This window comes from Sphingomonas sp. UV9 (genome assembly GCF_004101245.1).
Lineage (GTDB): Bacteria > Pseudomonadota > Alphaproteobacteria > Sphingomonadales > Sphingomonadaceae > Sphingomonas.
In genome coordinates, this window is record NZ_SCIN01000001.1 from 333,689 (window position 1) to 357,975 (window position 24,287).

Genomic DNA, 24,287 nt, shown 5'->3' on the forward strand with positions numbered 1-24,287 from the left:
ATGCACGTCGTCTTTCGCGAGACCCGCGGGCTGGAGGAAAGCGCGGTCCCGCAGGATCTCGCCCAAACGCCTGCGGATCTCGTCGTCCTGTCCTTCTCCGACGGCGACCTCGGCGCGTTCGCCGCGGGCTGGAGGCGTGCGGACGCGGCCGGAAGCCGACTACCCTCGCTGCGGCTCGCGAACCTGTCCGCGCTCCAGCATCCGCTGTCGGTCGACACCTATGTCGAGCAGACGCTGGTCGGCGCGAAGGGCATCCTGATCCGGCTGATCGGCGGGCGCTCCTATTGGAGCTACGGCCTGCAACAGGTCGAAAATCTCGCGCGGGAGCACGGCATGGCGCTGGCGGTGCTCGCCGCAGACGGGCGGATAGACCCGCGTCTCGACGCCGCCTCGACGATCCCGCTCTCGACGCTGCGCCGCCTCGCGCACCTCTGCGACACCGGCGGCGCAGTCGCAGCGCAGGCGGCGCTCGCCCAGTTCGCGCTCGCGGCGGGGTGCTACGCCGGCCCTGTCGCGGGCGTCCGCGCGATCGCCGACGTCGGCGGCTGGCAGCCACATGACGGCGTGACCTGTCCCGCCGCGTTCGCGCTGAACGCCAAACGCCCCCGCATCCTGATCGTCTTCTACCGGTCCTACCTGACCGCCGCGGACCTCCACCCGATCGAAGCGCTCCACGCCGAACTGAGTGCGCGCGGCTTCGACGTCATCGGCCTGTTCGCGCCCTCGCTGAAGGCGCCGGACGCAGCGGGCTGGCTAACGCGCTGGGTCGACGCGCTGAAACCCGCCGCGATCGTCAACGCCACCGCCTTCTCCGCGCGCGGCGCCACCGACACCACGCCGCTCGACGCCGCCGACGTTCCCGTCTTCCAGATCGCACTCGCCACATCCGACCGCGCAGCCTGGGCCGGCGCTACCCGAGGCCTGTCGCCCGCAGACCTCGCCATGCACGTCGTCCTCCCCGAAGTGGACGGCCGCCTCTTCGCCGGCGTCGCCAGCTTCAAGGAAGCCGCGGCTCGGGACGGCGACCTCGAATACACCCGCCGCGAACACCGCGCCGACCCCGCGCGCATCGCCGCCATCGCCGCGCGGATCGAGGCCTGGACGACCCTCGCCGGTAAACCCGTCGCCGACCACCGCATCGCGATCATCCTCTCGACCTACCCCGGCAAGGCCTATCAGATGGCGCACGCCGTCGGCCTCGACGCGCTCGCATCGACGCACGCGATCCTCGCCGATCTCTCCGAAGCCGGCTACGCGATCACCGCCGATGCCGGCGATCTCGCCACGTCCCGCTTCCACTGGCCGCTCGCCGAGTATCGCAAAGCGCTCGCACTTCTCCCCGAAGCGCTTCACAAGGATCTCCAGGCTAGCTGGGGCGATCCCACCGAAGACTTCACCTTCATCGCCATCGACCAAGGCGGCGCGCTCGTCGCCCTCCAGCCCGATCGCGGCCGATCCGAGCACCGCACGGAAGAGTATCACGACCTCTCCCGCTGCCCCTGCCACGCCTATGTCGCCTTCTACCTCTGGCTCCGCGCGCGCGGCACAGATGCGCTCGTCCATGTCGGCGCGCACGGCACGCTCGAATGGCTGCCCGGCAAGTCGGTCGCATTGTCCGACGCCTGCTGGCCGGAAGCGCTCACTGGCGCGATGCCCGTCATATATCCGTTTATCGTCAACGACCCCGGCGAAGCAGCCCAGGCGAAGCGCCGGATCGGCGCGGTCACGCTCGGCCACGTCCCGCCGCCGCTCGAACGCACCCGCACCGGCGCCGGTCTCGGCCGCCTCGAAGCACTGCTGGACGAATTCTCCAACGCCGACGGGCTCGATCCGGCGCGGCGAGACCGCCTGCAACGCGACATTCGCGACGAAGCCACCGCCACCGGCCTTGCCGCCACGCTGGGCCTCGACGACGCGCAGTCGCAGGCCGACGCGATCACGCGCATCGACACGTTCGTCTGCGATGTGAAGGAGAGCCAATATGGCGACGGCCTCCACATCTACGGCCGCGGCGAACAGGGCGAAGCGGAACGTGCCGGCCTCCTCTCGGCGCTTCGAGGCAAGCGCGTCGCATCGGGCCCGTCCGGCTCGCCGTGGCGAGGCCGCGCCGACGTGCTCCCGACTGGCCGCAACCTCTACACGACCGATCCCCGCGCAGTCCCGTCCCGCGCCGCCCATACCCAGGGCATCACGCTCGCCGACGAGCTTGTCCGCCGCCACCTGCAGGACCACGGCGATTATCCCCGCAACCTCGTGATCGATCTCTGGGCCTCCGCGACGATGCGCACCGCAGGCGAGGAGTTCGCGATGGCGCTCCACCTGCTCGGCGCGGAACCTGTCTGGGACATGCAATCCGACCGCGTCACGGGCGTCGAAATCCTCCCGCTCGCCAATTTCGACCGCCCCCGCATCGACGTCACCCTGCGCGTGTCGGGCCTGTTCCGCGACGCCTTCCCGACGCTCTGCACGATGTTCGGCCAGGCCGTTCGCGCCCTCGGCGCGCGCGACGAACCGCAGGACTGGAACCCGTTCGTCGGCAAGCCAGCCACCCCTCGCGTCTACGGCCCCGAACCCGGCCGCTACGGGCTGAGCATGGGCGACGCCGCCGAGACCTACACGCCCGAAGCACGCCTGACCGCCGGCCAGGCCTGGCTGACCGCTTCCAGCCATGCCCTCGATGCCAATCGGGAAGGGGGCACCGACAGTTTCGACCCTGCTGGCATTCGTGACCGTGTCGCCGCGGCCGACGCCTTCGTCCACGTTCAGGATCTGCCGGAAACCGACATCCTCCTCGCCGCCGATTACGCCGCGCACGAAGCCGGCTTTGCCGCCGCGCAGTCGGTCGCCGGGGGAAGTGCCACCCTCTACCATCTCGACGCGCGAGACCCGGGTCACGCCAGGGCCCGCCCGCTCGCGGAAGAAATTGCCCGCGTCGTCCACGCTCGCGCCGCCAATCCGGCATGGGTCGACGGCATGATGCGCCACGGCTTCCGCGGCGGCGCGGAAATCGCCGCGACGCTCGATCACCTCGGCGCCTTCGCCCACCTCGCGAGCGCAGTCCGCCCCGAACTGATCGACCTCTATTACGACGCCACATTGGGTCGCGACGAGGTCCAGGCCTTCCTGGCGCAAGCCAACCCCGGCGCGCTCGCGGCGATGCAGGCGCGGTTCGCCGCTCTCCACGCCGCCGATCTCTGGCCGACCCGCCGCAACTCGATCCTCGCGCAATTGGACCTGCCGGCATGAGCGCGTTCGCCATCAAAGGCTGGTGCCCAACCGCATGGCGCCCGATGATGGCCGGCGACGGGCTGCTCGTCCGCGTCCGCCCCCCGCTAGGTCGCCTGACGCGCGTTCAGCTGCTCGGCCTGTGCGAGGCAGCGACCGAGCACGGCAACTCCCAGATCGACATGACCAGCCGCGCGAACCTCCAGATCCGCGGCGTCCGCGAGAACAGCTGGCGTCCGCTAATCGATACGCTTCTCGAGCTCGGCCTGATCGACCCGGATCCGATCCGAGAGGCGCGCGCCAACATCCTGGTCGTGCCCGATTGGCGAGCACAGGACGACACCCACCGCATTGCCGAGGAGTTACGCGCGCGCCTGGCCGAACTGCCCGATCTCCCCGGCAAAGTCGGGTTCGCGATAGACGCGGGCGTCGCACCGATGCTGGGGAGCGCGCCGGCAGACTTCCGCATCGAACGCGCCGCGTCGGGCCGGTTGATCCTCCGCGCAGACGGCCACAACCTCGGCACGCCGTTGCGGCCCGGCACCGAAGTCGACCACCTGGCCGCGCTGGCCCGCTGGTTCGTCGAGACCGGCGGCGCTCAGGCGGGTCGCATGGCACGACACGATGCACCGCTCCCCGATTGGGCCGCCTCGACGACATCGCCCGCGGCATCCGCACCGCGCCCCGAACCCGGCCTGCACCCATTCGGCATCGCGCTCGGTCTGCCGTTCGGTCGGATCTCCGCGGCGACGCTGCTCCGCTTTATCGGAGCCGAAACAGCGGTCGACGCGGTCCGCCTGACACCCTGGCACATCGTGATCTGCGAAACGGATGCGACGCTCCGGGTGCAGCCGGACCCAGGCGACTTCGTCACCGATCCATCCGCGCCGATGCTCCGCACCGATGCCTGCGTAGGCGCGCCGACTTGCCCGCAAGGTACCGTCGAGACCCGCGCCCTCGCACTCGGCCTCGCGCCGCACGTCGCCGGCCGGCTTCACGTGTCCGGATGCGCGAAGGGGTGCGCGCGCGCCGCTTGCGCCGACGTGGTCGTGACCGGGCGCGATGGCCGCTACGACCTAGCGTTCGCCGCACGCGCCGGCGCGCCACCTTCCCGCGCAGGCCTCGACGCCGCGCAGATCCTCGCCCATTTCGGAGCCGCCTGAATGCCGTACGCCTATGAAACCGACGGCGCGGCGATCTACCGCCAGTCCTTCGCCATGATCCGCGCCGAAGCCGATCTCGCCCGCTTCTCGCCCGAGGAAGAGCCGGTCGCCGTCCGCATGATCCACGCCGCAGGGCTCGTCGGCCTCGCCCAGCACTTGCGTTTCTCGCCGAGTTTCGCCGTCGAAGCCCGCCGCGCGCTGCAAGCCGGTGCCCCGATCCTCTGCGATGCGCGCATGGTCACCGAAGGCATCACGCGCGCCCGGTTGCCCGCCGACAACCGCATCGTCTGCACGCTCCACGCGCCCGAAACGCCCGAGCTCGCCCGCACGATGGGCAACACGCGGTCAGCCGCCGCACTCGAATTCTGGCGTCCCCATCTCGCGGGCGCCGTCGTCGCGATCAGCAACGCACCCACCGCCTTGTTCCACCTGCTCAACATGCTCGAAGACCCCGATTGTCCGCGCCCGGCGGCGATCATCGGCTGCCCCGTCGGCTTCGTCGGCGCGGTCGAATCGAAGGCGGCGCTCTGGACCGACCAGCCGGTCCCCTGCGTCGTCGTCGAGGGCCGGATGGGCGGCAGCGCGATCACGGTCGCCGCGATCAACGCGCTGGCGAGCGGCACCGAATGACCCTTGGCACGATCCACGGCGTAGGCTTGGGGCCGGGCGCTCAGGACCTGATGAGCGTCCGCTCGGACCGCCTCGTCCGCGGCGCGCGTCACGTCGCCTATTTCCGCAAGGCGGGCCGGGCCGGGCAGGCGCGGAAGATCGTCGATGGCATGCTTCGGGCTGACGTCATCGAATTCCCGATGGAATACCCCGTCACCACCGAGATCCCGGTCTCCGACCCCCGCTACAACGACCAGCTCGCCGCATTCTACGCCACCTGCATCGATCACCTCGCAACGCTTGTCCGGACCGGCGAGGACGTCGTCGTGCTCTGCGAAGGCGACCCGTTCTTCTACGGCTCGTTCATGCACCTCTACACCCGGCTCCAGACGATCGCGCCGGTGCAGGTCGTCCCCGGCATCACCGGCATGTCGGGCGCCTGGACCGCGAGCGGCGCGCCGATCACCTGGGGCGACGACGTGCTGACGGTGCTGATGGGCACGCTCCCCGAGGAGGATCTGGTCCGCCGGATCCGCGATACCGACGCGCTGGTGGTGATGAAGATCGGCCGCCACCTCGACAAGCTCCGCCGCGCGGTCGCCGCCACCGGTCGCGAGCACGAAGCGTGGCTGGTGGAACACGCGGCAATGGCCGATCAGCGTGTCACGCGGCTCTGCGAGGCGAGCGTGGTGACGCCGTATTTCTCGATCCTGCTGATCCATGGCCAAGGGCGACGACCATGACCGGCTGGCTCGCGATCGCAGGTCTCGGCCCGGGCGATCCAAATCTCGTCACGCCGGACGTCACCGCCGCGCTCGCCGAAGCGACCGACGTCATCGGCTACATACCCTATGTCGCGCGCGTTGCGCCACGCGAGGGCCTGACGCTCCACCCGACCGACAACCGCGTCGAACTCGACCGCGCCACGCATGCCCTCCAGCTCGCAGCCCAAGGCCAACGGGTGGTCGTCGTGTCTTCGGGCGATCCCGGCGTGTTCGCGATGGCGGCGGCCGTCTTCGAAGCACTCGAAGCCGGCCCGCAGGAATGGCGCGATCTCGACATCCGCGTGCTCCCCGGCATCACCGCGATGCTCGCCGCGAGCGCGCGGGCCGGCGCCCCGCTCGGCCATGATTTCTGCGCGATCAACCTGTCGGACAATCTGAAGCCCTGGTCGCTGATCGAACGCCGCGTGCGCCTCGCCGCCGAAGCCGACTTCGCGATCGCCTTCTACAACCCGCGGTCGAAGGCGCGCCCCGACGCCTTGATCCGCGTCTTCGAGATCCTGCGCGAAACATGCGGCGACGACCGTCCCGTCCTGTTCGCCCGCGCCGTGTCCACGCCCGAGGAAATTCTCCGCATCGTGCCCTTGCCGGAGGCCCGCGCCGACATGGCCGACATGCGGACGATGATCATCATCGGCTCCAGCCTGACCCGGATCATCGACCGCCCGGCAGGCCCGATCCTCTACACGCCCAGGTCGGCGCCATGATCGATCCAGCGGAGCACGTCCGCCGCCGCCTGCACCTCCAGCCGGGCAGGCAGGACCGGCCGATCGATCATGATCACGCGCAGCCCCAGCGCACGCGCCGCGCCCAGCTTGGCCTGCGCGCCCGAACCGCCCGCGTTCTTGCAGACCACGAGTTCGATCCCGTGCGCCGCCATCAACCGCCGGTCGCCCTCGACATCGAACGGCCCGCGATCGACGACCAGATGATGGCGCGGCAACCCCGGCGCACGATCGGGCGCATCGACGAACCGCAACAGATAGTCATGCTGAGGCTGCACCGCGAACGCATCGACGTGCATCCGCCCGAGCGCCAGCATCACGCGCCGCGAAGGCCCGCCCAAGGCCGCAACCGCCGCCTCGATATCGGTCACGCGCGTCCAGCGATCGCCCTCACCGGATACCCAGGCGGGGCGCGTCAAGGCGATATGCGCCACACCCGCCCGCTCGGCCGCCACGACGGCATTCGCACTCATCCGCGCCGCGAACGGATGCGTCGCATCGACCAGATGCGTCACGTCGTGCGCTTGCAGATACGCGACCAGCCCGTCGACGCCGTCAAAGCCGCCCACCCGCACCGGGATCGGCTGGACCTTGGGGTTCGCCACGCGCCCGGCGTAGCTCAGCACCGCGGGATCGCCCCGCGCAGCCAGCAACGCGGCGAGCGCGCTGGCTTCGGTCGTGCCGCCCAGCACCAGGATGTTCGACATGGCTGACACTCCCTGGCTGACGATCATCGGACTGGGCGAAGACGGCGCGGCTGGCCTCTCGGACCCTGCGAAAGCAGCGCTCGCCGAGGCCGAACTGGTGACCGGCGCGGCCCGCCACCTCGCCCTCCTTCCAGACCTTAGGAACGAGGTCATGTCCTGGCCAGTCCCGTTCGACGCGGGCATTCCCCGCCTGCTGGACTATCGCGGCCGGCGGGTGGCGATGCTCGTCTCCGGCGATCCCTTCTGGTTCGGCGCAGGCACCGCCGTGACCCGTCACCTCGCACCGACCGAGTGGATCGCTTACCCCGCACCCTCCACGTTCGGCTTTGCCGCCGCACGGCTCGGCTGGCCGCTCGACAATACCGCCTGTCTCGGTCTCCACGCCGCGCCCCTGTCACGCCTCCGCCGGCACATCTCACCAGACCGCCGCGCCCTCGTCCTGCTTCGCGATGGCGAGGCCGTGGCGAAACTCGCTAGCTATCTGAACGATCTCGGCTTCGGCGCATCGTATCTCCACATCCTCGAAGCCCTTGGCGGCCCCCGCGAACGCATTCGCGAAGCGACCGCCGCCACGCTGGCTTTTGACGACATCGCGCATCCCGTCGCGATCGGCATCGCGTTTGCAGGCGGCGGCACGGTGCTACCGCGAACCTCCGGCCTGCCCGACGCGTGGTTCGAACATGACGGCCAGATCACCAAGCGCCCGGTCCGCGCGCTGACGCTCTCCGCGCTCGCGCCGAAACCGGGCGAGACGCTGTGGGACATCGGCGCAGGCTCAGGCTCGATCGGGATCGAATGGCTGCTCTCGCACCCATCCACCAAAGCCATCGCATTCGAAGCCGACCCAGTCCGAGCCGACCGGATCCGCACCAACGCCGCCGCCTTGGGCGTCGACCGGCTCCACATTGTCCAAGGCCGCGCACCCGACGCCCTGCAGGACCAAGCGCAGCCTGACGCCGTCTTCATCGGCGGCGGTCTATCGGAAGCGATGCTGGACGCGCTCTGGACCGCGCTCCCTACCGGCACTCGCCTCGTCGCCAATGCGGTCACGCTCGAATCCGAGGCGCTATTGGCGAACTGGCACGCAGCAAAAGGCGGCACGCTCATGCGGATCGAACTGTCCGACGCCGCCCCGCTCGGTACACGCCGCGGCTGGCGAGCGAGCTATCCCGTCGTCCAGTGGAGCGTCGTGCTGTGATCGTCGCCGGCTTCGGATTTCGCACCGGCGCGAACGTCGCTTCGCTTCGCACCGCGCTCGCCGCAGTGCAGCACGGGCACGCTTCCGTCACGACCCTTGCAGCTCCGCACGACAAGCTGGCGCTCGTATCGGAACTGGCGAAGACGCTAGGCCTACCCGTGATCGCCGTTACGCCCGACGCGTTGCAGATCCCGAATACGCCGACGCAGTCGATCGCCAGCCTCGAAGCCCGCGAAACCGGCAGCGTCGCCGAAGCCGCGGCGCTCGCCGCCGCCGGCGCCGGCGCGCAACTTCTCGCCACCCGCCACATCTCGCCCGACCGGATGGCCACCTGCGCCATCGCTCGATCGGGCGTCGAAGGACCCGCTGCATGACCGTCCACTTCATCGGCGCAGGCCCCGGCGCGCCGGATCTGCTCACCTTGCGCGGCCGCGACCGGATCGCCGGGTCGCCCGTCTGCCTCTATGCCGGCTCGCTGATCCCGATGGCGATGCTCGATCACTGTCCCCCCGGCGCGCGGATCGTCAACACCGCGCCGCTGTCGCTCGACCAGATCATCGCCGAAATCCAGACCGCACACGACGCGGGGCAGAACGTCGCGCGCCTTCATTCCGGCGACCTGTCGATCTGGTCGGCGATGGGCGAGCAACTGCGCCGCCTGCGCGCGCTCGATATCCCGTTCACGATCACCCCCGGCGTCCCCGCCTTCGCCGCCGCCGCCGCCGCGCTGGAGGTCGAACTGACGCTCCCCGAACTCGCGCAGTCGGTGGTGCTGACCCGGACGCCCGGCCGCGCCAGCACGATGCCCCCAGCCGAGACGCTGACCGCGTTCGCGGCAACCGGCGCGACGCTGGCGATCCATCTCTCGGTCCACAATCTGGCGCAGGTCGTCGCGGACCTCACGCCCACCTGTGGCCCGGAATGCCCGGTGGCGATCGTCTGGCGCGCGAGCTGGCCCGACCAGCAGATCGAGCGTGCCACGCTCGCGACGATCGCGCAGGCTATCGAAGGCAAACCCGATCGCACCGCGCTGATCCTCGTCGGAAAAGCCCTGGCCGCGGAGAATTTCGCCGAGAGCAGCCTCTATGCAACGGGCTACGACCGCCGCTTCCGTCCCCAGTCCGCCGACTCGAAGTTCGCAGGAGACACCGCATGACCCCCGGCCTGCTCATCGCCGCGCCCGCCTCGGGCACCGGCAAGACCACCGTCATGCTCGGCCTCCTTCGCGCGCTCCGGGACGACGGCCTCTCGGTGCAGCCGTTCAAGAGCGGCCCAGACTATATCGACCCGGCCTTCCACCGTGCCGCCAGCGGCCGCGCATCGTTCAATCTCGACAGCTGGTCGATGCCCGCCACGATGCTCGACACGCTCGCCGCCAATGCCGACGACGCGGACTTTGCGCTTGCGGAAGGGTCGATGGGGCTTTTCGACGGTGTCGCGAAGCCGGGCGCAACCGGCAACGGCGCCAGTGCCGACATCGCCCGCAGGATGGGCTGGCCGGTCGTGCTGGTGATCGACGTGTCGGGCCAGGCACAGTCCGCCGCCGCGACCGCGCTGGGTTTCAGCCGCTACGATCCCAGCGTTCCGATCGCCGGCGTCATCCTCAACCGTGTCGCCAGTCCCCGTCACGAGCGACTGGCGCGCAGCGGGATGGACGCAGTCGGCATCCGCGTGTTCGGATCGCTGCCGAGACGCGGCGACCTGAAGCTGCCCGAGCGGCACCTCGGGTTGGTGCAGGCCGCCGAGCACCCCGATCTCGACGCGCGCATCGACGACTATGCGACGTTCCTGCGCGCGCACGTCGATATCCCCGCACTCCGCGCCGCGGCTTCAGGTGGCGCGCGATCGGCAAGCGCGCAAAACTGGATTCGGCCACCCGCCCAGCGCGTCGCGCTCGCCCAGGACGCCGCCTTCTCGTTCACCTACGCGCACGTGCTCGAAGGCTGGCGGCGGGCGGGTGCCGAGATCATGCCGTTCTCGCCGCTCGCCGACGAAGCCCCAGCCGCGCACGCCGACCTCGTCTGGCTCCCTGGCGGCTATCCCGAACTCCACGCCGGCAAGCTTGCGGAAGCGCGCAACTTCCACGCAGTCCTCGGCGAACACGCACGCACGCGCCCTGTCCACGGCGAGTGCGGCGGCTATATGGCGCTCGGCGAAGGCCTGATCGACGCCGACGGCACGCGGCACCGGATGGCCGGACTGCTCGGTCTCGTCACCAGTTACGCGCAGCGCAAGATGCATCTCGGGTATCGCAACGCGACGCTCCAGGCGCCGATGGGTGGCTTTGCAGCGGGCGCGGCGCTCACCGGCCACGAGTTCCATTATTCGACGATCATCGACCAGCCGGACGCGCCGCTCGCGCACGTCACCGATGCCGAGGGCAATCCGGTCCCCGAAACCGGCTCGCATCGCGGCCACGTGACGGGTAGCTTCTTCCACATGATCGCGAGCCCGTCATGACCGGTTTTGTCTCGTTCGTTGGCTCGGGCCCCGGCGATCCCGAACTGCTGACGTTGAAGGCGGTATCGCGCATGCAGTCCGCCGACGCTGTGCTGTTCGACGACCTGTCGTCTGCGGTTCTGGGTCACGCACGCCCCGGTGCGGACCTCGTCGCGGTCGGCAAGCGCGCCGGTCGCCCGTCGCCGACCCAGGCGCACGTCTCGCAACTGCTGGTCGAGTACGCCCGGACCGGCATCCGCGTCGTCCGCCTGAAGTCGGGCGACGCAGGCATGTTCGGTCGCCTCGAGGAAGAGATCGTCGCACTGAGAATGGCCGGCATCCCGTTCGAGATCATCCCCGGGATCAGTGCAGCCAGCGCCGCTGCCGCCGCCGCGCAGATCCCGCTCACCCGCCGGCTCAGTGCCCGCCGCGTCCAGTTCGTCACCGGCCACGACGTCACCGGCGATCTCCCCGAACAGCGCAACATGGCCGCGCTGGCCGATCCCGAGGCGACGACGGTCGTCTTCATGCCCAAGCGCACTTTCCCGGCGCTGGCCGCCTCGTTGATCGAGCACGGCCTGTCGCCGGACACGCCCGCGCTGATCGCCGAGAATATCGGACACCCCGACCAGTCCCTGACCCGCTCTACGATCGCAAGACTAGCCGAACAGTTGCAGGCGGGCTTTTCCGGCAAGCCCGCGCTGATCCTCTACGGTCCGCTCATGGACGCCGAATGATCGACCTTCACCTGATCGGTATCGGCACCGGCAACCCCGATCACCTGACGCGCGCCGCGATCGCCGCGATGAACGCCGCCGACCTGATCCTCCTGCCACGCAAGGGCGATGCGAAGTCCGACCTGATCGACCTGCGCCGCACGATCTGCACCGACGTCCTGACCGCGCCGACCCGCGTCGTCGAATTCGACCTTCCCGCCCGTGATCTCGCCGCGCCGTATCTGGACGCCGTCGACGACTGGCACGACGCGATCGCCGCGGCCTGGGCCACCCAGATCGCTGCGCATCTTCCGGACGGGGGGCGCCTCGCGCTGCTCGTCTGGGGCGACCCCTCGCTGTACGACAGCACATTGCGGATCGCCGACCGGCTGCGCGCCGACGGGATCGCGCTGCGCGTTCATGTCGAGCCGGGCATCACCAGCCTCCAGGTGCTGACCGCGGCGCACGGCATGCCCCTGAACACCGTTGGGGCACCGGTCCTGATCACGACCGGACGGCGTCTGAGGGAAGGGGGGTGGCCGACCGGCGTCGATACCGTCGCGGTGATGCTGGACGGCGGCGGCGCATTCGAAGCCCTGGTCCCGGAAGGGATCGACATCTGGTGGGGCGCCTATCTCGGCATGCCGCATCAAGCGTTGCTGGCAGGGCCGCTCGATCGCATCGGACCGCAGATCATCCGCACGCGCGCCGCGCTGCGTGTGCGGCACGGCTGGATCATGGACATTTACGTTCTGCGGCGGGGCCAGACGGCAAACCTAGCCGAGCGCGACGATCTGAACCGGGTGCGACGCGGAAGCTCGGTTTAACCTGAACCTCCGATTGCTACCCCGTTCAGCCGGTGTCCGGCTTGGCGCAGCTAAGCGCCCGCCATCGAAACAACGTCGGAGTCCGACTATGGTGAAATTCGTCATCATCGCCATCGTGGCGATATGGGGCGCATCGATGCTGTTCGGCGTGACCTTGCTCGTCGGTAGCCGCTACTCGACCCGGATCAGACGGTTCGTGACCGGAGACTGAACGCTGCAGGGCATTCCGCCTGCCTTTCGAACAGCACGTAAACGGGGAGCCACGGGCGGCAAAAATCGCTCCGTGGCTCCCCCCGTTCCTTATTCCAGCCCGTCTTGCTTATTCCAGCCCGCTTATTCCAAATCGTCTTCGTCGACGACGATGGTCGTAGCATTCGGCTTGCGCTCGATCGCGGCGAGGCAGGCGTCGACGATATCGTCGTTGAAGCGATTGAACAGCTCGATCCCGTCATCCTCGGGCTCGTCGCCGCTAAGCTCCTTCAGAACCGCGTATTTGACCGCGAACTCATACTCGTCGCCATCGAACTCGCCGGAAAATTCGATCTGCTTCTGGATGTCGTTGTCGACGACGCTCGCCTGGTCGATTTCGAGGGTATTTGCCATGTTCGAACTCCTGGGGTTTAGCCGCCTACTGCCCGCGCAGGGGCGACAGCGCAAGCGCTCAACCCGGTGGTTTGCATACGGATTATACCGGGCAATGGGTCAAGGCGCCGAGAGGGGCATCACTCCTGCCATTGTAAGCCCCCGATGCCGCGTTTCGACCAACCCACCCACGCCGATTACCCGAGTCTTTCGACCGCCGCACCGCACCATAATAAATCTGTAGCGTAACGGTCATGCGACTGTCTCGCCGGCCTCATAGGCGCAGCCCCGGGAGTGACGATCGAACGGTCTCACTAGGGGTTTTCAAGAATGTCGATGTTTTCTCGTACCGCCGCACGCCTGTTGTGCGGCGCTGTCGGTTTGGCCGCGGTCGGCGTGCCAATGGCCTCGTCCGCACAGTCGCTGGTCGCCAAGAATACCGATCCGGGCTCGCCCGCAACCGCAGTCGATCCCGCCGATCCGGCCCCGGCTCCCGCCCCGGCCCCCACTGCCCAGGACGATGCGATCGTCGTCACCGGCACCGCCACCCGCTCGGTCGCGCAGATCAGCGGCGTCGACATGCAGAAGATCCTTCCCGGCGTCAGCCCGCTCAAGGCGCTGCAGACGTTGCCGGGCGTGACGTTCCTGACCGCCGATCCATGGGGCAACAACGAACAGAACATCTCGCTGTTCGTCCACGGCTTCAACGCGCAGCAGCTCGGCTACACGCTCGACGGCCTGCCGCTGGGCGACCAGAATTACGGCAATTACAACGGCCTGTCCCCGCAACGTGCGATCATCTCGGAGAACGTCTCGCGGGTCACGCTGGCCAGCGGCGCCGGCGATCTCGGCACCGCATCGACCAGCAACCTCGGCGGCACGATCGACACCTTCTCGAGCGATCCGCGCAAGGACATGGGGGTCCAGATCGACCAGACGCTCGGCAGCAACTCCACGTCGCGGCTGTTCGCGCGGATCGACAGCGGCAATTTCGGCAACGGCAACAGCTTCTACATCTCGGGCTCGCGCCAGAAGGCGAAGGCGTGGGATTTCAACGGTATCCAGGGCGGGTATCAGGCCAACGCGAAGTTCGTCCACGATGACTCGAACGGCAAGCTGACGCTCTACGGCGCCTATTCGGACAAGACCGAGCCGAACGAGGATTCGACCGTCGTCACCACCGCGACGCAAGCGACCGCGCCGTACGTCCGCCCCTTCGTCTATCCCAATTTCAACGAGATGCTGACCTATCTGAACTCGGGCGCGTACAAGGCCGACGGGGCGAACTACCGCAACTACTACGGCGTCGCGGCGCGCACCGATTATCTCGGTTACGCCAAATACGACTGGAACGTCAGCGACACCGTCACCTTTTCGAACCAGGCCTATTACCATCACAATGACGGCGTCGGCGTCATCGGCGGCCCGATCGACGTCGCCGGGCTGCCCAAGCTGTTCTCGTTCTATTATCCCGGCCAGAACCTGACCCAGGTGTTCGGCGGCTCAGGCCTCGCCACGCGCACCACCGAATACCGGATCGATCGCGGCGGCCTCGTCTCCAGCGTCGGCATCGATCTCGGTGCGCATCACATCGAGTTCGGCGCCTGGTACGAGCATCAGAGCTCGTCCGCCTATCGCCGCTGGTATCCGTTCCCGGTCAACAACCCGACCACGCCCTACCAGCGCCCGAACGACGATCTGACCCCGCTGATCACGCAATATCACAGCGAAGTCCGCGTCGATGAGTACCAGGCGCATATCCAGGACAGCTGGAAGCTGCTGCCGACGCTGACGATCCAGGGCGGGGTCAAGAGCACGTTCCAGAACGCGTCGCAGCGCGTGCCCGTGCAGCCGATCCCGGGCTCGTTCACCGGCTCGACAGAGCTGCCGGTCGGCAAGATCGACACGCATAAATACTTCCTGCCACAGCTCGGCGCGCTGTGGGATGCGACCGCTACAGAGCAGGTGTTCGTCAACGTCCAGAAGAACATCCGCCAGTTCCAGACGAGCGCCGCCGCCGGCCTGTCGCCGTTAGCGCTCGGCAGCCAGGCCGCGTTCGACCTGTTCAAGCAGGACGTAGAGCCCGAGACGAGTTGGACCTACGAGGCGGGCTTGCGCTCGCATCACACGCTGGATCTCGGCCCGATCACCGGGTTCGAGGGCCAGATCAGCGTCTATCACGTCGATTTCAGCAACCGCCTGCTCGGCATCAGCCCGACGCCGGTCGTCACCGCGGTCGTCAGCGGCGCGGCGATCCTGCAGAATGTCGGCGCGGTGAAGACCGATGGCTTCGACGTCGCCGGCACGATCCGGTTCGGCCAGCACTTCTCGTTCTACGACGCGCTGTCGTACAACAACTCGCGCTACGAGGAGGATTACATCAGCGGCACCAGCACGGTCGCGACCGCCGGCAAGAAGGTGCCCGGCAGCCCCGACTGGCTCAACAAGTTCGTCGCCTCGGCCAATTACGGAATCTTCGACGCACAGCTGGTCGGCGACTATATCGGCAAGCGGTTCGCGACCTACACCAACGACCTGTCGGTGCCGGCCTATTTCACGCTGTCAGGCCGCATCGCCGCGCGCGTGCCGCTGTCGGAAGGGGAGATCGTCAAGACCGCGACGGTCAGCCTCAACCTCACCAACATCACCAACAAGCGCGCCGCCTCGACGCTCAGCATCGGTGCGGCGAGCGGCACGTTCAACCAGTTCCCGGTCGCGCCACGCCAGGTGTTCGGGACGATCAGCATAGGCTTCTGAACGATGAGGAGGCTGCGGTTCGGCCGTAGCCTCCTCACGCCTCCGCTGGCGGAACGTCCTCGCACAGGGGAAACAGGGTCGCTGCATCGCGGGGGTGCCACGGCGCAGGCCTGATCATGATCCGGGCGAAGAGCGCCGAGCCGAGATGGCGCGCGAGCCACGTATGGAGCCGGTCGAAGGGCAGGACATCGAAATAGCCGCGATCGGTGGCTGCGAACTGGCGGACGAACGGCATGATCGCGAGATCGGTCATCGCTTGTGGACCCTGACCGAGGCAGCCGGTAGCGAGCAGTCGGTCGTTGAGGTCCCCGAGCAGGACCGTCGCGGCATCGCGGTGCTCCACCGGATCCACGCCGTAGCGATCGGCATATTTGTAGCGGTCGAGATGGTGTTTGAACGGCCCGTCATTGGCGGCGATCAGCGCCATGTCGGTGGCGGTCGGCCAGCCATCGCACGCATTCCCCGCGGCCCAGCGCATGATATCGAGGCTTTCGTCGATCACCGAACCGTCGGGCAGGACGAGCACAGGCACCGTCCCCTTGGGCGACGCCTCGATCATCGCCGTCGGCTTGTCGCGCAGGACGATCTCACGCAACTCCACGCGCCTTTCCTGGATGGCGATCGCAAGACGCGCGCGCATTGCATAGGGGCAGCGGCGGAAGCTGTAGAGGATAGGCAACATCAGGCGGGGTATATCGCAGCGCTGCGCCCGGGTCGCCTGATCCCGGCGAGCATTATCAACGGTCCCGATCGACGTCGCGGCGCGCCGTCGATCGGGAAACCCGTGCTTTGCGTTAGAAGCGATAGCCGATCGTCGCCTGCACCGTCCGACGGTTGCCGTACCAGCACCAGTTATAGTTGGCGAAGCACGACGTCAGATACTTCTTGTCGAAGATATTGGCGCCGTTGACTGCCAGGCTCAGGCCCCGCAGCGAAGGCGCGAACTTTTCCAGGTCGTAGCGGATCAGTGCATCATACACGGTGTAGGACGGGCTGTTGCGCCCCTCCGTCTCGCCCGGCGTGACGCCTGCGTAGACCTGGTCGACATGGCGTAGCGCGCCGCCGATCGTCAGCCCGGCCAGACCACCCTCAGGCGGCGTCCAGTTCAGGCCGAGCGTCGTGCCGCCACGACCGACCGTCTCGAGCCCGCGACCGACGCGCGACGGATCGTTCGCGTCCTGCGTGACCTTCACACGCTGACGGCTATACGCGACGCGCGCGTCGAAGCCGTAGGGCAGGGGAGCGGTGCCCTCGAACTCGATACCCTGCGAGCGAACTTTGCCGGTCTGCGTTGATATCGAGAAATTGGGGGTCGAAGTTCGTACGTTGGTCTGATCGATCCGGAACCACGCTCCCGACAGTAGAATCTGCGTGCCCGGGACTGTGAACTTGGCGCCAGCTTCGAGTTGCTTGCCGAGCGACGGCTCGGCCGTTCCTAAACTTCCGTCGGGACGCAGCACGGTGCCGGCCTGTTGCTCGAAGGATGTCGAATAGCTGACATACGGCGCCAGACCGAATGGCAGCGTGTAGAGCGCGGCAGCACGGTAGGTGAATTTCTCGTCGTGCTTCGCCTGCTGGTCGTCCTGCACGGCACGCGCCCAATCCTGCCGTCCACTGACTACGACGCGGAGATTACCGATCGCCATCTGGTCCTGCGCATAGACGCCCTGCTGGCGTTGCTGCACGTTGATCGGATATTGGCCGCCGATCTGCTCCGGCGTGGTCGGTACGGTCGTCAAACCATACACCGGGGCAAAACCGTTGAGCGACGGCGCCGTGCCGAACGCTACCACTTCGGTCGAATGCGCAACCTGGCGATCGGCACCGAAGAGCAATGTGTGCTTGATCGGTCCCGTCTGCACCGTCCCGGTCAACTGGTTGTCGAACGTCCAGTTGTTGAGCTGTTCGCGGGTAGCATAGGAGGCGCGGAGGAACGTCTGCCCGGTCGGATCGCTCGAATCGAGACCGCCCGCGGTGTAGATCAGCCCGAGGTTCGCCTTCACATATTGATACCGGCCCGACGAGCGGAACGCCCAGCCGCCGCCGAAATCATGACGGAAGATATAGGTCAGCGCCGCCTGTTCGCGGCTGAACCGATTGCCGGCCTCGCCCCCGTCGAAGCTGGTCGGGAGCTTGCCGTTGGGGTTCGTCAGCAACGTGCCGCTGGCAGGGAATACGCCGTACGTGCCGTTGTGCGGATCATGCGAATAGGCGCCGAGCAGCGTGAAGCTGGTCGTGCTGCCTGCGCCGGCGGTCACCGCACCCGAAATCGTCTGGCGCTCGCGTTTGCCGAACTTCTGCTGCGTGTCGGCACCGTTCGTGCTGCCGTTGATCCGCCACAGGACGCCTTCGCCCGCACGGCCGCCGATATCGGCATCGACGCGGTAGAGGTCGTAATTGCCATATGTCCCGCTGATCGCGCCATACAGCGCCTGATCGAGCGGCAGCTTGCTCGATTCCGCGACGAGGCCGCCGGGGCTCGACTGGCCGTACAATACCGATGCCGGACCCTTGATGACCTCGATCCGATCCAGCCGCGAGACGTCGACCTGTGGCACGGCATAGCCGGACGGGCTGCCGAACTGCTTCAGGCCGTCGAGATAGACCGGCGCATCGAAGCCGCGAAGCTTGAACTGGTCGTAGACTTCGGCGCTCGCACCGCGGGTCTCGGGGGTGACGCCGGCGACGAAGCGGAGCGCCTGGTTGAGGTTCTGCAGGCTACGGCCAGCGATGTCGTCGCTGGTGATGACGGTGATCGACTGTGGGGTTTCGGCAAGCGGCGTATCGGTTTTCGTGCCGGACGAGGCTTGGGTCCGCGCGTGCTGACCCGTCACCACGATGATACCCGAATCAGTGTCGGCGCTGGTTTGCGCGGTCTGTGCACGGCCTGGCGTTGCGACGAAGGCGGCAGAGCCGAGGAGGACGGCGATGCCGAGACGATATGTCATGTGATACCCTTTGCGTTATGCCGCTCCGCTAATGTTTATGATAACTATTATCAATAGTGAGTTTGCTGTCCGCTATGCGAAGGCTTGCGTCTGCGGCAATCCGGCAACAGGTGTCGTTCTCCAGGAAGTGGCAGGGATTTTGTACGCGTGAAGAACCACAAGGCGCTGGCCGTCGAGATCGCAACCGCCGGAGACATGGCGTGGTTCGAGACGCACCTCGACCGCAGGTTGCGGATCCGGAACATGGTCCCGGGCGAATTCGACGATGTGGTCGGCCCGCCGCCGGTCGGCATGACGTGGCGAACGATCGTATTGGAAGCGCAGCCGGGCGCGCGGAGCCGCCAGGCGATCGCGTTGCCGCTCGGCACCGACACGGACGTGCTGACCGACCGGGATCTTTTCGACCTGTTCCTGCAGGTCGCGCCATCCGGTGCACGCGCGATGATCGCCTCGCTCCGGAAGATCAAGCTGCCGGCCGATCGCGCCACCACGGGCCGGTCGGTGAGCAATATCCGACAGACCGAGCCGAACACGTGATGAACGGCACTTTTCACGTCGCGACCACCTGCTAGCTTGTCCTCAGCGATGCGCGGCCCGACGGTCGCAGCGTCCTCGGCGCCCCGCCCGGATACGAGAGTGTCGCACGGACGGGCGGGGTGCCTCGTTAACACGAAATTCACTTGGCACCGGCATAGCCCGCTGGAGGCGTCGCCATAGTATCGCGTAACCTTCAGCGCCCCGCCCGTTTCAGTCACACGGACAGGCGGGGCGCTAAACCCTCCACCCCCTGGCGAATTTAAGCGAGCCCCTGGCGTGACAACCGCGCATCAACCAGATCGAGCTCGCGCCCCAGGTGTTCGGCCAGTTCGACACTGACCTCCCGACGCCGTGCCAGATCGAAAATCGCGTTGCGCTCGGCGCGGACCGCGGCCAGCCGCATGTCACGCTCGATCACCACGTCGCCTTGTCGGGCACGATCCTCCGGCTCCGACGACAGGCTGTCGATCCGTTCGCGATACTGGTCCATCAGCCGCGCTGCGATATCGGTAAAGCGGTCCGGATTGTCGCGCCCTTCAGCCATCCGGTGCTGGACTCGGTCGAGTTCCGCGATCGCCGCGTTCGCCGCGACCAACTTGGCCTGATCGCGCGCCGCGCCGACACCGGTTTCGGGTGGCAAACTGAGGCCTCGCAACAAAAGCGGCAACGCGACGGCGGCGATGATCAGCGAACACAGGATTACGCCGGAGGCGAGAAAGATCACGAGGTCGCGGGCCGGGAACGGCGTACCGTCGCTCAGACTCAGCGGCAGGGTCAGCGCACCTGCCAGCGTGATCGCGCCGCGCGCACCGGCACACGACATCGCTGCAATGATCCGACGCGGGGGGCTCGCACTGCCGGCCAGATCGTTGCGCCGCCGCGCCCGGAACAGCGTGAACTGCAGCGATACCCATACCCAGCCATATCGAAGCGCGGCCAGACCGATGACGATCGTGACGACATAGATCCCCAGCCACCAGGGGCTGACATGCCCCGCGGAGGTCACCGTGTCGCGCGCACGGACGAACACCTCGGGCAGTTGTTCGCCGAGCAGAACGAAGATGACGCCGTTGAGCGTGAACTGCAGCATATCCCACACCGCACGACGGCGGATACGCGTACCTGCGGCGACCGCGGTCGTTGCGTCGGTGAAGGTCATCGCGATTCCCGCGGCGGCAGCGGCAAGCACGCCGGATGCGTGGACGTGTTCCGCCAGCAGATAGGCGGCGAATGGGATCAGCAGGCTGACAAGGATGTTGGAGCCGGCTTCGTCACCGAACCGGCGCGAGAACGCACTCTTGGTCGCGACGATGCCGAGAGCGACACCGACGCCGATCGCGACGCCGGCGATCGCCATCCATGCAAACGTTGCCGCGGCATCGGCGAACGAGAAGGTGCCGGTCAGCACCGCGGCAATGGCGAACCGCACGCAGACCAGCCCGGAGGCGTCGTTCAGCAATGCCTCGCCTTCGAGGATATGCATCATCCGCTTTGGAATTGGCGCGTTTTGCGCGACCGCGGATACCGCGATCGGATCGGTCGGCGATACAACGGCCGCGAGCGCGAACGCGACGCCCAGCGGCATCGACGGAATGAGCCAGTGAATGAAAAGGCCCATGCCCAGGACGGTCAGGAAGACCAGGCCCAGCGCTAGGCCAAGGACTGCGCCGCGATCCCGGAACAGTTCATCCTTGGGAATCCGCCATCCGTCGAGGAACAGGAGCGGCGGCACGAGTAGCAGGAAGAAGAGTTCGGGATCGAGTTCGACCCGGACATGCGCGACCATCCCGATCAGGGCACCCAGCGCGATCTGCACCAAAGGCCGCGGCAGCGCGGAGGGCAGCATGCGCGAGATTATGCCGCTGACGACGACAGCAAGCAACAGAATCAGGCACAAGGTCACAATCTGCAAACCGGACTCCCCGAATATTTGGATGCGCGGCGAGCACGCAGGTGCGGTCGAGAGGACCGGCAGGTATTCCGGTCAGATAGCAGAGAACCCGAAATTCCGGAAGCGCGCATGGCCCTTTCCCGCCGCGTACAGCCCCGGCCGCAACATCAGAAATCCGCCGCGAACATTGTGGTGATACCCCGACACCTCCATCCCGCGATCGAAGCGGTGCCAGGTCCGTCCGCCATCGCCGCTGGTGTCGTACGTCACGATGTGGCGATCGTTGGTCACGCGGATGCGCATCGAACGGCCAAGCGGGTTGGCGGGGCGACCGCGCTCGGCGCCATATTGATGCGTGACGAACCGGTCGCCGTCGAAACCGAGACCGCAATAGAGCCTGTCATCGTAGAACAGCAGCAAGCCGGCAGTGGTGCCGGGATCGATCGCGACGTCGCACTCAAAGCGGTAGCGCGTGTCGCCTGCGATCAGCAGGAGCGGGGAGGAGTCGGCGGGCGCCGTGCCGCTCGCGGTCAACATCAGCGTGTTACCGGAGACGGACACGCGCTTCGCCTCGTCAGAGCGGGGGCGGATAAAACTCCATTTCGTGCCGAGTGCGAGCGTGTCGAACTGATCCGACAGCGCCTGACCATGCGGTACGGCGGTGCCACCCTTCGGTTTTTCAAGCGGCTTCGACAGGTCGTCGCCCTTCATCCGGAACCAGCCGTCCGCAGTCCACTCGACCGGATCGAGCAAGGTCTGGCGACCGAGCGTCCAATAGCCGTTTTCATAGCCATGATAGAGCGCCCACCAGTCGCCCGCCGGCCCCTCGACCAACGAGGCGTGGCCGCGCGACCACCAGCGTTCGGCGATGTCGGTGGTACGGACGATCGGGTTGGCGGGGCAATCCTTCCAGGGGCCGTGAATCGATCGCGAGCGTGCGGCAATCACCATGTGCCCGGTCGGGGGGCCGGCGGTGCCGCCGACCGCGGTGATGAGATAAAACCAGTCGCCGTGGCGGACGATCTTGGGCCCCTCCGGCGAGAAGCCCTCCACGATCCAGTCCGCAGGGTAGCGCCACGGATCATAGACGTGCTCGACCGCGCCGACCGTCGACAGGCCGTCGGCGGCTAGGCGGATCCGGTCGCCGCCGGATAGGAAGAGCCAGCGACTGCCATCCTCGCCGACGATATGGCACGGGTCGATATGCTTGTGCAGGCCGAGATCGACGGGGTCGCTCCACGGGCCTTCGATGTGGTCGGCGTGAATTACCCAGATCGAGTTCGGCTCGGCCTTGACCGGGATGTAGAGGAAATAGCGGCCCTCATGCTTTTCGAGGCTGACCGCCCAGACCGATCCGATGTTGCGGGTCAGCGCCGGCCCGATCGGCTGCCAGTTCACCAGATCGCGCGAATGCCAGATGACGAGCCCAGGGTAGGAATCGAAGCTGGAGAAAGTCATGTAATAGTCCGATCCGTCCTTCAGGATCGCCGGGTCGGGCCGGTCGCCGGCCATCACCGGGTTCAGGAAGCGGCCGTCGCCGAGATCGGCGATGCGCTGGTTATCCAGGCCCCGGCGCCAGTCGGGCGTGCGCGTCCTTGCTTCGATCTTGGCGGGCGCTTGGCCGGGGACGAATAGCGCGCCGGCTGCGCCAAGCGTGGTGAAGGCATCGCGGCGGGTGAAGGTCATAGGGTGATCTTTCGGATGTCGTCGATGCGTTTGCGTCCGCCCGCGAGCAACGCGGTGTGATAGGCGATCGGGGGTTTGCCGGGCGCGGTATCGGCGATCGCGAGCCACGCCATCGCTTCGGCGACGCGCGCGGCGGGTTCGAGCGGGAGGCGGGCGAGTTCGATTTCGAAGGGTGCGAAATAGGCGGGTTCGCCTTGCCATTCGATCAGGCGTTCGCGGGCCTGCTCGATCGACCAGCCGTGCAGGTGGATGCCGAGGTCGACGAGTGCGCGGGCGACGCGGAACAGGAGCCAGTGGATGTGGCCGAGTGCGACATGCGGATCGGCATAGGCGCCGGACTGTTCGGCGAGTTGCTCGGCGTAGATGCCCCAGCCTTCGACGAACGCGGAGGCGTAGTCGATGCGGAGCGGGTGAGGCGGGTTCGCGCTCTCCAGGCCAAGCTGGATCATGTGGCCGGGGAGGAGCTCGTGCGCGACGACGCCGGGGAGAGTCCAGCAGGGGCGGCGGCGGATATCCTTGAGGTCGATGATGTAGGCGCCGGGGCGGGTCGGGGTAGGGATTTCACGGTAGCCGCCGCGGCCACTGGCGATCTCTGGTGCGTAAAGGGGGCGGGCGGCGGCGTTCAGGCACCATGCTGGCAATTCGCCGAATGCCGCCGGGATATGGGTTTGGGCGGAGGCGAGCATGCGGTTCATGTCCGCGATGGCGTCGGTGCGACCAGCGTCGCTGTCGGGATAGAGGAAGCGGTCGTCGCGCCAGAGCCTGGCGTAGCGGTCCGCAATCGACCCCTTCGGTGCGCCGATCTTGTCGAACAGGGGTGTCGCACGGGCGTGGAGGCGGTTTAGTTCGGCGAACAACCGGCGTTCGGCATACGCCGGTGTGACGGTGCCGAGCGAGCGCTGGAGTTGCAGCGCGTACCAGTCGGCGCCATCGCGGAATTGGCCGACACCGGGGAGGGAGGGGGCGCTGTCTCGCAGGCTTCCCAATGCGGCGATCTGGCGATCGATGGTGGGGTTTGCGGGGGCGCTGCGAAGGGCCTCAACCGTGCGATCCAGCGACAGGCGCGGGAGGATTATACCGGCTTCTGCGTCGGCAAGGATGAGGGCGGTGTCCGCGTCGATCTTCGCGTGATCGGGACGGGCGGCCTTCCACGCCCCGATCGTCGGGGTGACACGGTAGGGGCTGCGTCCGGGGTGGCCGAACGTAGACCGTGCGATCGCGGCATCTATCGCGAGACCCGCGCGGGCCGTTGTCAGGTCGAGGCGGTCGCTGGGTTGCAGTTTGGCGGCATCGAATGAGGCCAGCAGGCGGAGTCCTTCGTCTGGATCTGTCGCGGCGGCGGCGTCGAGCGCTTGGCGTATGGAGTAGGTGGATCGGGCACGGACGGTCGCAGGGACGAACGCTGTTGAAGCCAGCCCGGCCAGTACGCTCCGACGGGTCGGCGTCCCGCTCCAAACTCCCCGTTCGCCCAGCACGAACGGTTGGGAGAGGGAGT

21 protein-coding genes are annotated in these 24,287 nt (G+C 67.4%); 14 read left to right on the plus strand and 7 right to left on the minus strand.

Going from position 1 to position 24,287, the window contains the following annotated elements; all coding sequences use genetic code 11:
• From cobN to cobJ, 5 genes are read left to right on the plus strand one after another with little or no spacing between them, the layout of a single operon-like run.
• On the plus strand, positions 1-3,246 hold the full coding sequence (gene cobN, locus EQZ23_RS01300; protein ID WP_128452678.1) for a cobaltochelatase subunit CobN: 3,246 nt from the start codon (positions 1-3) through the stop codon (positions 3,244-3,246).
• Positions 3,243-4,388: a cobalamin biosynthesis protein CobG gene (locus EQZ23_RS01305; protein ID WP_128452679.1), complete on the plus strand. Its 1,146-nt coding sequence runs from the start codon at positions 3,243-3,245 to the stop codon at positions 4,386-4,388. The genes cobN and EQZ23_RS01305 overlap by 4 nt, the downstream gene beginning before the upstream one ends.
• Positions 4,389-5,018: a precorrin-8X methylmutase gene (locus tag EQZ23_RS01310; RefSeq protein WP_128452680.1), complete on the plus strand. Its 630-nt coding sequence runs from the start codon at positions 4,389-4,391 to the stop codon at positions 5,016-5,018.
• Entirely contained in the window at positions 5,015-5,740 is a 726-nt protein-coding gene (gene cobI, locus EQZ23_RS01315; RefSeq protein WP_128452681.1) for a precorrin-2 C(20)-methyltransferase, read from the plus strand. Before EQZ23_RS01310 ends, cobI begins: the two co-directional genes overlap by 4 nt.
• On the plus strand, positions 5,737-6,486 hold the full coding sequence (gene cobJ / locus EQZ23_RS01320) for a precorrin-3B C(17)-methyltransferase (protein ID WP_128452682.1): 750 nt from the start codon (positions 5,737-5,739) through the stop codon (positions 6,484-6,486). Before cobI ends, cobJ begins: the two co-directional genes overlap by 4 nt.
• Here the strand turns inward: cobJ and EQZ23_RS01325 are convergent.
• Complete coding sequence (locus EQZ23_RS01325; protein WP_128452683.1) at positions 6,462-7,211, minus strand: cobalt-precorrin-6A reductase; 750 nt, start codon at positions 7,209-7,211, stop codon at positions 6,462-6,464. The two genes, cobJ and EQZ23_RS01325, sit on opposite strands and share 25 nt — an antisense overlap.
• Between EQZ23_RS01325 and cbiE the strand changes: the two genes are divergently transcribed.
• The 7 genes from cbiE to EQZ23_RS20445 all read left to right on the plus strand — a co-directional run bounded on the left by cbiE (position 7,210) and on the right by EQZ23_RS20445 (position 12,602).
• A complete protein-coding gene (gene cbiE / locus EQZ23_RS01330) occupies positions 7,210-8,409 on the plus strand; it encodes a precorrin-6y C5,15-methyltransferase (decarboxylating) subunit CbiE (protein WP_128452684.1) in 1,200 nt (399 codons plus the stop codon). The genes EQZ23_RS01325 and cbiE overlap by 2 nt on opposite strands.
• Positions 8,391-8,783 (plus strand): cobalamin biosynthesis protein, encoded by a 393-nt coding sequence (locus tag EQZ23_RS01335; RefSeq protein WP_240663104.1) that lies wholly within the window; start codon positions 8,391-8,393, stop codon positions 8,781-8,783. Before cbiE ends, EQZ23_RS01335 begins: the two co-directional genes overlap by 19 nt.
• Positions 8,780-9,565, plus strand: a complete 786-nt coding sequence (cobM, locus tag EQZ23_RS01340) for a precorrin-4 C(11)-methyltransferase (protein WP_128452685.1) — start codon at positions 8,780-8,782, stop codon at positions 9,563-9,565. Before EQZ23_RS01335 ends, cobM begins: the two co-directional genes overlap by 4 nt.
• Positions 9,562-10,869: a cobyrinate a,c-diamide synthase gene (locus EQZ23_RS01345; RefSeq protein WP_128452686.1), complete on the plus strand. Its 1,308-nt coding sequence runs from the start codon at positions 9,562-9,564 to the stop codon at positions 10,867-10,869. The genes cobM and EQZ23_RS01345 overlap by 4 nt, the downstream gene beginning before the upstream one ends.
• On the plus strand, positions 10,866-11,585 hold the full coding sequence (gene cobA, locus EQZ23_RS01350) for a uroporphyrinogen-III C-methyltransferase (protein ID WP_128452687.1): 720 nt from the start codon (positions 10,866-10,868) through the stop codon (positions 11,583-11,585). Before EQZ23_RS01345 ends, cobA begins: the two co-directional genes overlap by 4 nt.
• Positions 11,582-12,391 carry a precorrin-6A synthase (deacetylating) gene (gene cobF / locus EQZ23_RS01355; RefSeq protein ID WP_128452688.1) on the plus strand — a complete coding sequence of 270 codons (810 nt, stop codon included), beginning with the start codon at positions 11,582-11,584 and terminating at the stop codon, positions 12,389-12,391. Before cobA ends, cobF begins: the two co-directional genes overlap by 4 nt.
• An 88-nt stretch (positions 12,392-12,479) precedes the next feature.
• The gene (locus EQZ23_RS20445) at positions 12,480-12,602 is read left to right on the plus strand and encodes a hypothetical protein (protein ID WP_276318449.1); all 123 of its coding nucleotides are present in this window, start codon (positions 12,480-12,482) and stop codon (positions 12,600-12,602) included.
• Positions 12,603-12,724: 122 nt separating this feature from the next.
• Here EQZ23_RS20445 and EQZ23_RS01360 read toward each other — a convergent pair whose 3' ends face one another.
• Positions 12,725-12,994 (minus strand): DUF1488 family protein, encoded by a 270-nt coding sequence (locus EQZ23_RS01360; RefSeq protein ID WP_128452689.1) that lies wholly within the window; start codon positions 12,992-12,994, stop codon positions 12,725-12,727.
• A gap of 309 nt (positions 12,995-13,303) precedes the next feature.
• On the opposite strand from EQZ23_RS01360, the gene EQZ23_RS01365 reads away from it, so the two are divergent.
• Positions 13,304-15,730: a TonB-dependent receptor plug domain-containing protein gene (locus EQZ23_RS01365; protein WP_240663105.1), complete on the plus strand. Its 2,427-nt coding sequence runs from the start codon at positions 13,304-13,306 to the stop codon at positions 15,728-15,730.
• A gap of 34 nt (positions 15,731-15,764) precedes the next feature.
• Here EQZ23_RS01365 and EQZ23_RS01370 read toward each other — a convergent pair whose 3' ends face one another.
• Both EQZ23_RS01370 and EQZ23_RS01375 read right to left on the minus strand, forming a co-directional pair.
• On the minus strand, positions 15,765-16,412 hold the full coding sequence (locus EQZ23_RS01370; protein ID WP_128452690.1) for a glutathione S-transferase: 648 nt from the start codon (positions 16,410-16,412) through the stop codon (positions 15,765-15,767).
• A gap of 112 nt (positions 16,413-16,524) precedes the next feature.
• Positions 16,525-18,678 (minus strand): TonB-dependent siderophore receptor, encoded by a 2,154-nt coding sequence (locus EQZ23_RS01375; RefSeq protein ID WP_128452691.1) that lies wholly within the window; start codon positions 18,676-18,678, stop codon positions 16,525-16,527.
• 147 nt (positions 18,679-18,825) lie between these two features.
• Between EQZ23_RS01375 and EQZ23_RS01380 the strand changes: the two genes are divergently transcribed.
• Positions 18,826-19,215, plus strand: a complete 390-nt coding sequence (locus EQZ23_RS01380; protein ID WP_128452692.1) for a hypothetical protein — start codon at positions 18,826-18,828, stop codon at positions 19,213-19,215.
• A 259-nt stretch (positions 19,216-19,474) separates the two neighbouring features.
• Here EQZ23_RS01380 and EQZ23_RS01385 read toward each other — a convergent pair whose 3' ends face one another.
• The 3 genes from EQZ23_RS01385 to EQZ23_RS01395 all read right to left on the minus strand — a co-directional run bounded on the left by EQZ23_RS01385 (position 19,475) and on the right by EQZ23_RS01395 (position 24,267).
• Positions 19,475-21,127: a Na+/H+ antiporter gene (locus EQZ23_RS01385; RefSeq protein ID WP_206364145.1), complete on the minus strand. Its 1,653-nt coding sequence runs from the start codon at positions 21,125-21,127 to the stop codon at positions 19,475-19,477.
• A gap of 72 nt (positions 21,128-21,199) precedes the next feature.
• Positions 21,200-22,792, minus strand: a complete 1,593-nt coding sequence (locus EQZ23_RS01390; RefSeq protein WP_128452693.1) for a family 43 glycosylhydrolase — start codon at positions 22,790-22,792, stop codon at positions 21,200-21,202.
• A complete protein-coding gene (locus tag EQZ23_RS01395; protein WP_164913354.1) occupies positions 22,789-24,267 on the minus strand; it encodes a DUF885 family protein in 1,479 nt (492 codons plus the stop codon). Before EQZ23_RS01395 ends, EQZ23_RS01390 begins: the two co-directional genes overlap by 4 nt.
• Positions 24,268-24,287 lie beyond the last annotated feature (20 nt).

Bases quoted from the DNA above. Each gene is read 5' to 3' on its own strand.
- EQZ23_RS01365 (WP_240663105.1), top strand. From the start codon at position 13,304: ATGTCGATGTTTTCTCGTACCGCCGCACGCCTGTTGTGCGGCGCTGTC.
- EQZ23_RS01390 (WP_128452693.1), bottom strand. From the start codon at position 22,792: ATGACCTTCACCCGCCGCGATGCCTTCACCACGCTTGGCGCAGCCGGC.
- cbiE (WP_128452684.1), top strand. From the start codon at position 7,210: ATGGCTGACACTCCCTGGCTGACGATCATCGGACTGGGCGAAGACGGC.
- EQZ23_RS01310 (WP_128452680.1), top strand. From the start codon at position 4,389: ATGCCGTACGCCTATGAAACCGACGGCGCGGCGATCTACCGCCAGTCC.
- EQZ23_RS01305 (WP_128452679.1), top strand. From the start codon at position 3,243: ATGAGCGCGTTCGCCATCAAAGGCTGGTGCCCAACCGCATGGCGCCCG.
- EQZ23_RS01370 (WP_128452690.1), bottom strand. From the start codon at position 16,412: ATGTTGCCTATCCTCTACAGCTTCCGCCGCTGCCCCTATGCAATGCGC.
- cobN (WP_128452678.1), top strand. From the start codon at position 1: ATGCACGTCGTCTTTCGCGAGACCCGCGGGCTGGAGGAAAGCGCGGTC.
- EQZ23_RS01325 (WP_128452683.1), bottom strand. From the start codon at position 7,211: ATGTCGAACATCCTGGTGCTGGGCGGCACGACCGAAGCCAGCGCGCTC.
- EQZ23_RS01375 (WP_128452691.1), bottom strand. From the start codon at position 18,678: ATGACATATCGTCTCGGCATCGCCGTCCTCCTCGGCTCTGCCGCCTTC.
- EQZ23_RS01360 (WP_128452689.1), bottom strand. From the start codon at position 12,994: ATGGCAAATACCCTCGAAATCGACCAGGCGAGCGTCGTCGACAACGAC.
- cobF (WP_128452688.1), top strand. From the start codon at position 11,582: ATGATCGACCTTCACCTGATCGGTATCGGCACCGGCAACCCCGATCAC.
- cobJ (WP_128452682.1), top strand. From the start codon at position 5,737: ATGACCGGCTGGCTCGCGATCGCAGGTCTCGGCCCGGGCGATCCAAAT.
- cobM (WP_128452685.1), top strand. From the start codon at position 8,780: ATGACCGTCCACTTCATCGGCGCAGGCCCCGGCGCGCCGGATCTGCTC.
- cobA (WP_128452687.1), top strand. From the start codon at position 10,866: ATGACCGGTTTTGTCTCGTTCGTTGGCTCGGGCCCCGGCGATCCCGAA.
- EQZ23_RS20445 (WP_276318449.1), top strand. From the start codon at position 12,480: ATGGTGAAATTCGTCATCATCGCCATCGTGGCGATATGGGGCGCATCG.
- cobI (WP_128452681.1), top strand. From the start codon at position 5,015: ATGACCCTTGGCACGATCCACGGCGTAGGCTTGGGGCCGGGCGCTCAG.
- EQZ23_RS01345 (WP_128452686.1), top strand. From the start codon at position 9,562: ATGACCCCCGGCCTGCTCATCGCCGCGCCCGCCTCGGGCACCGGCAAG.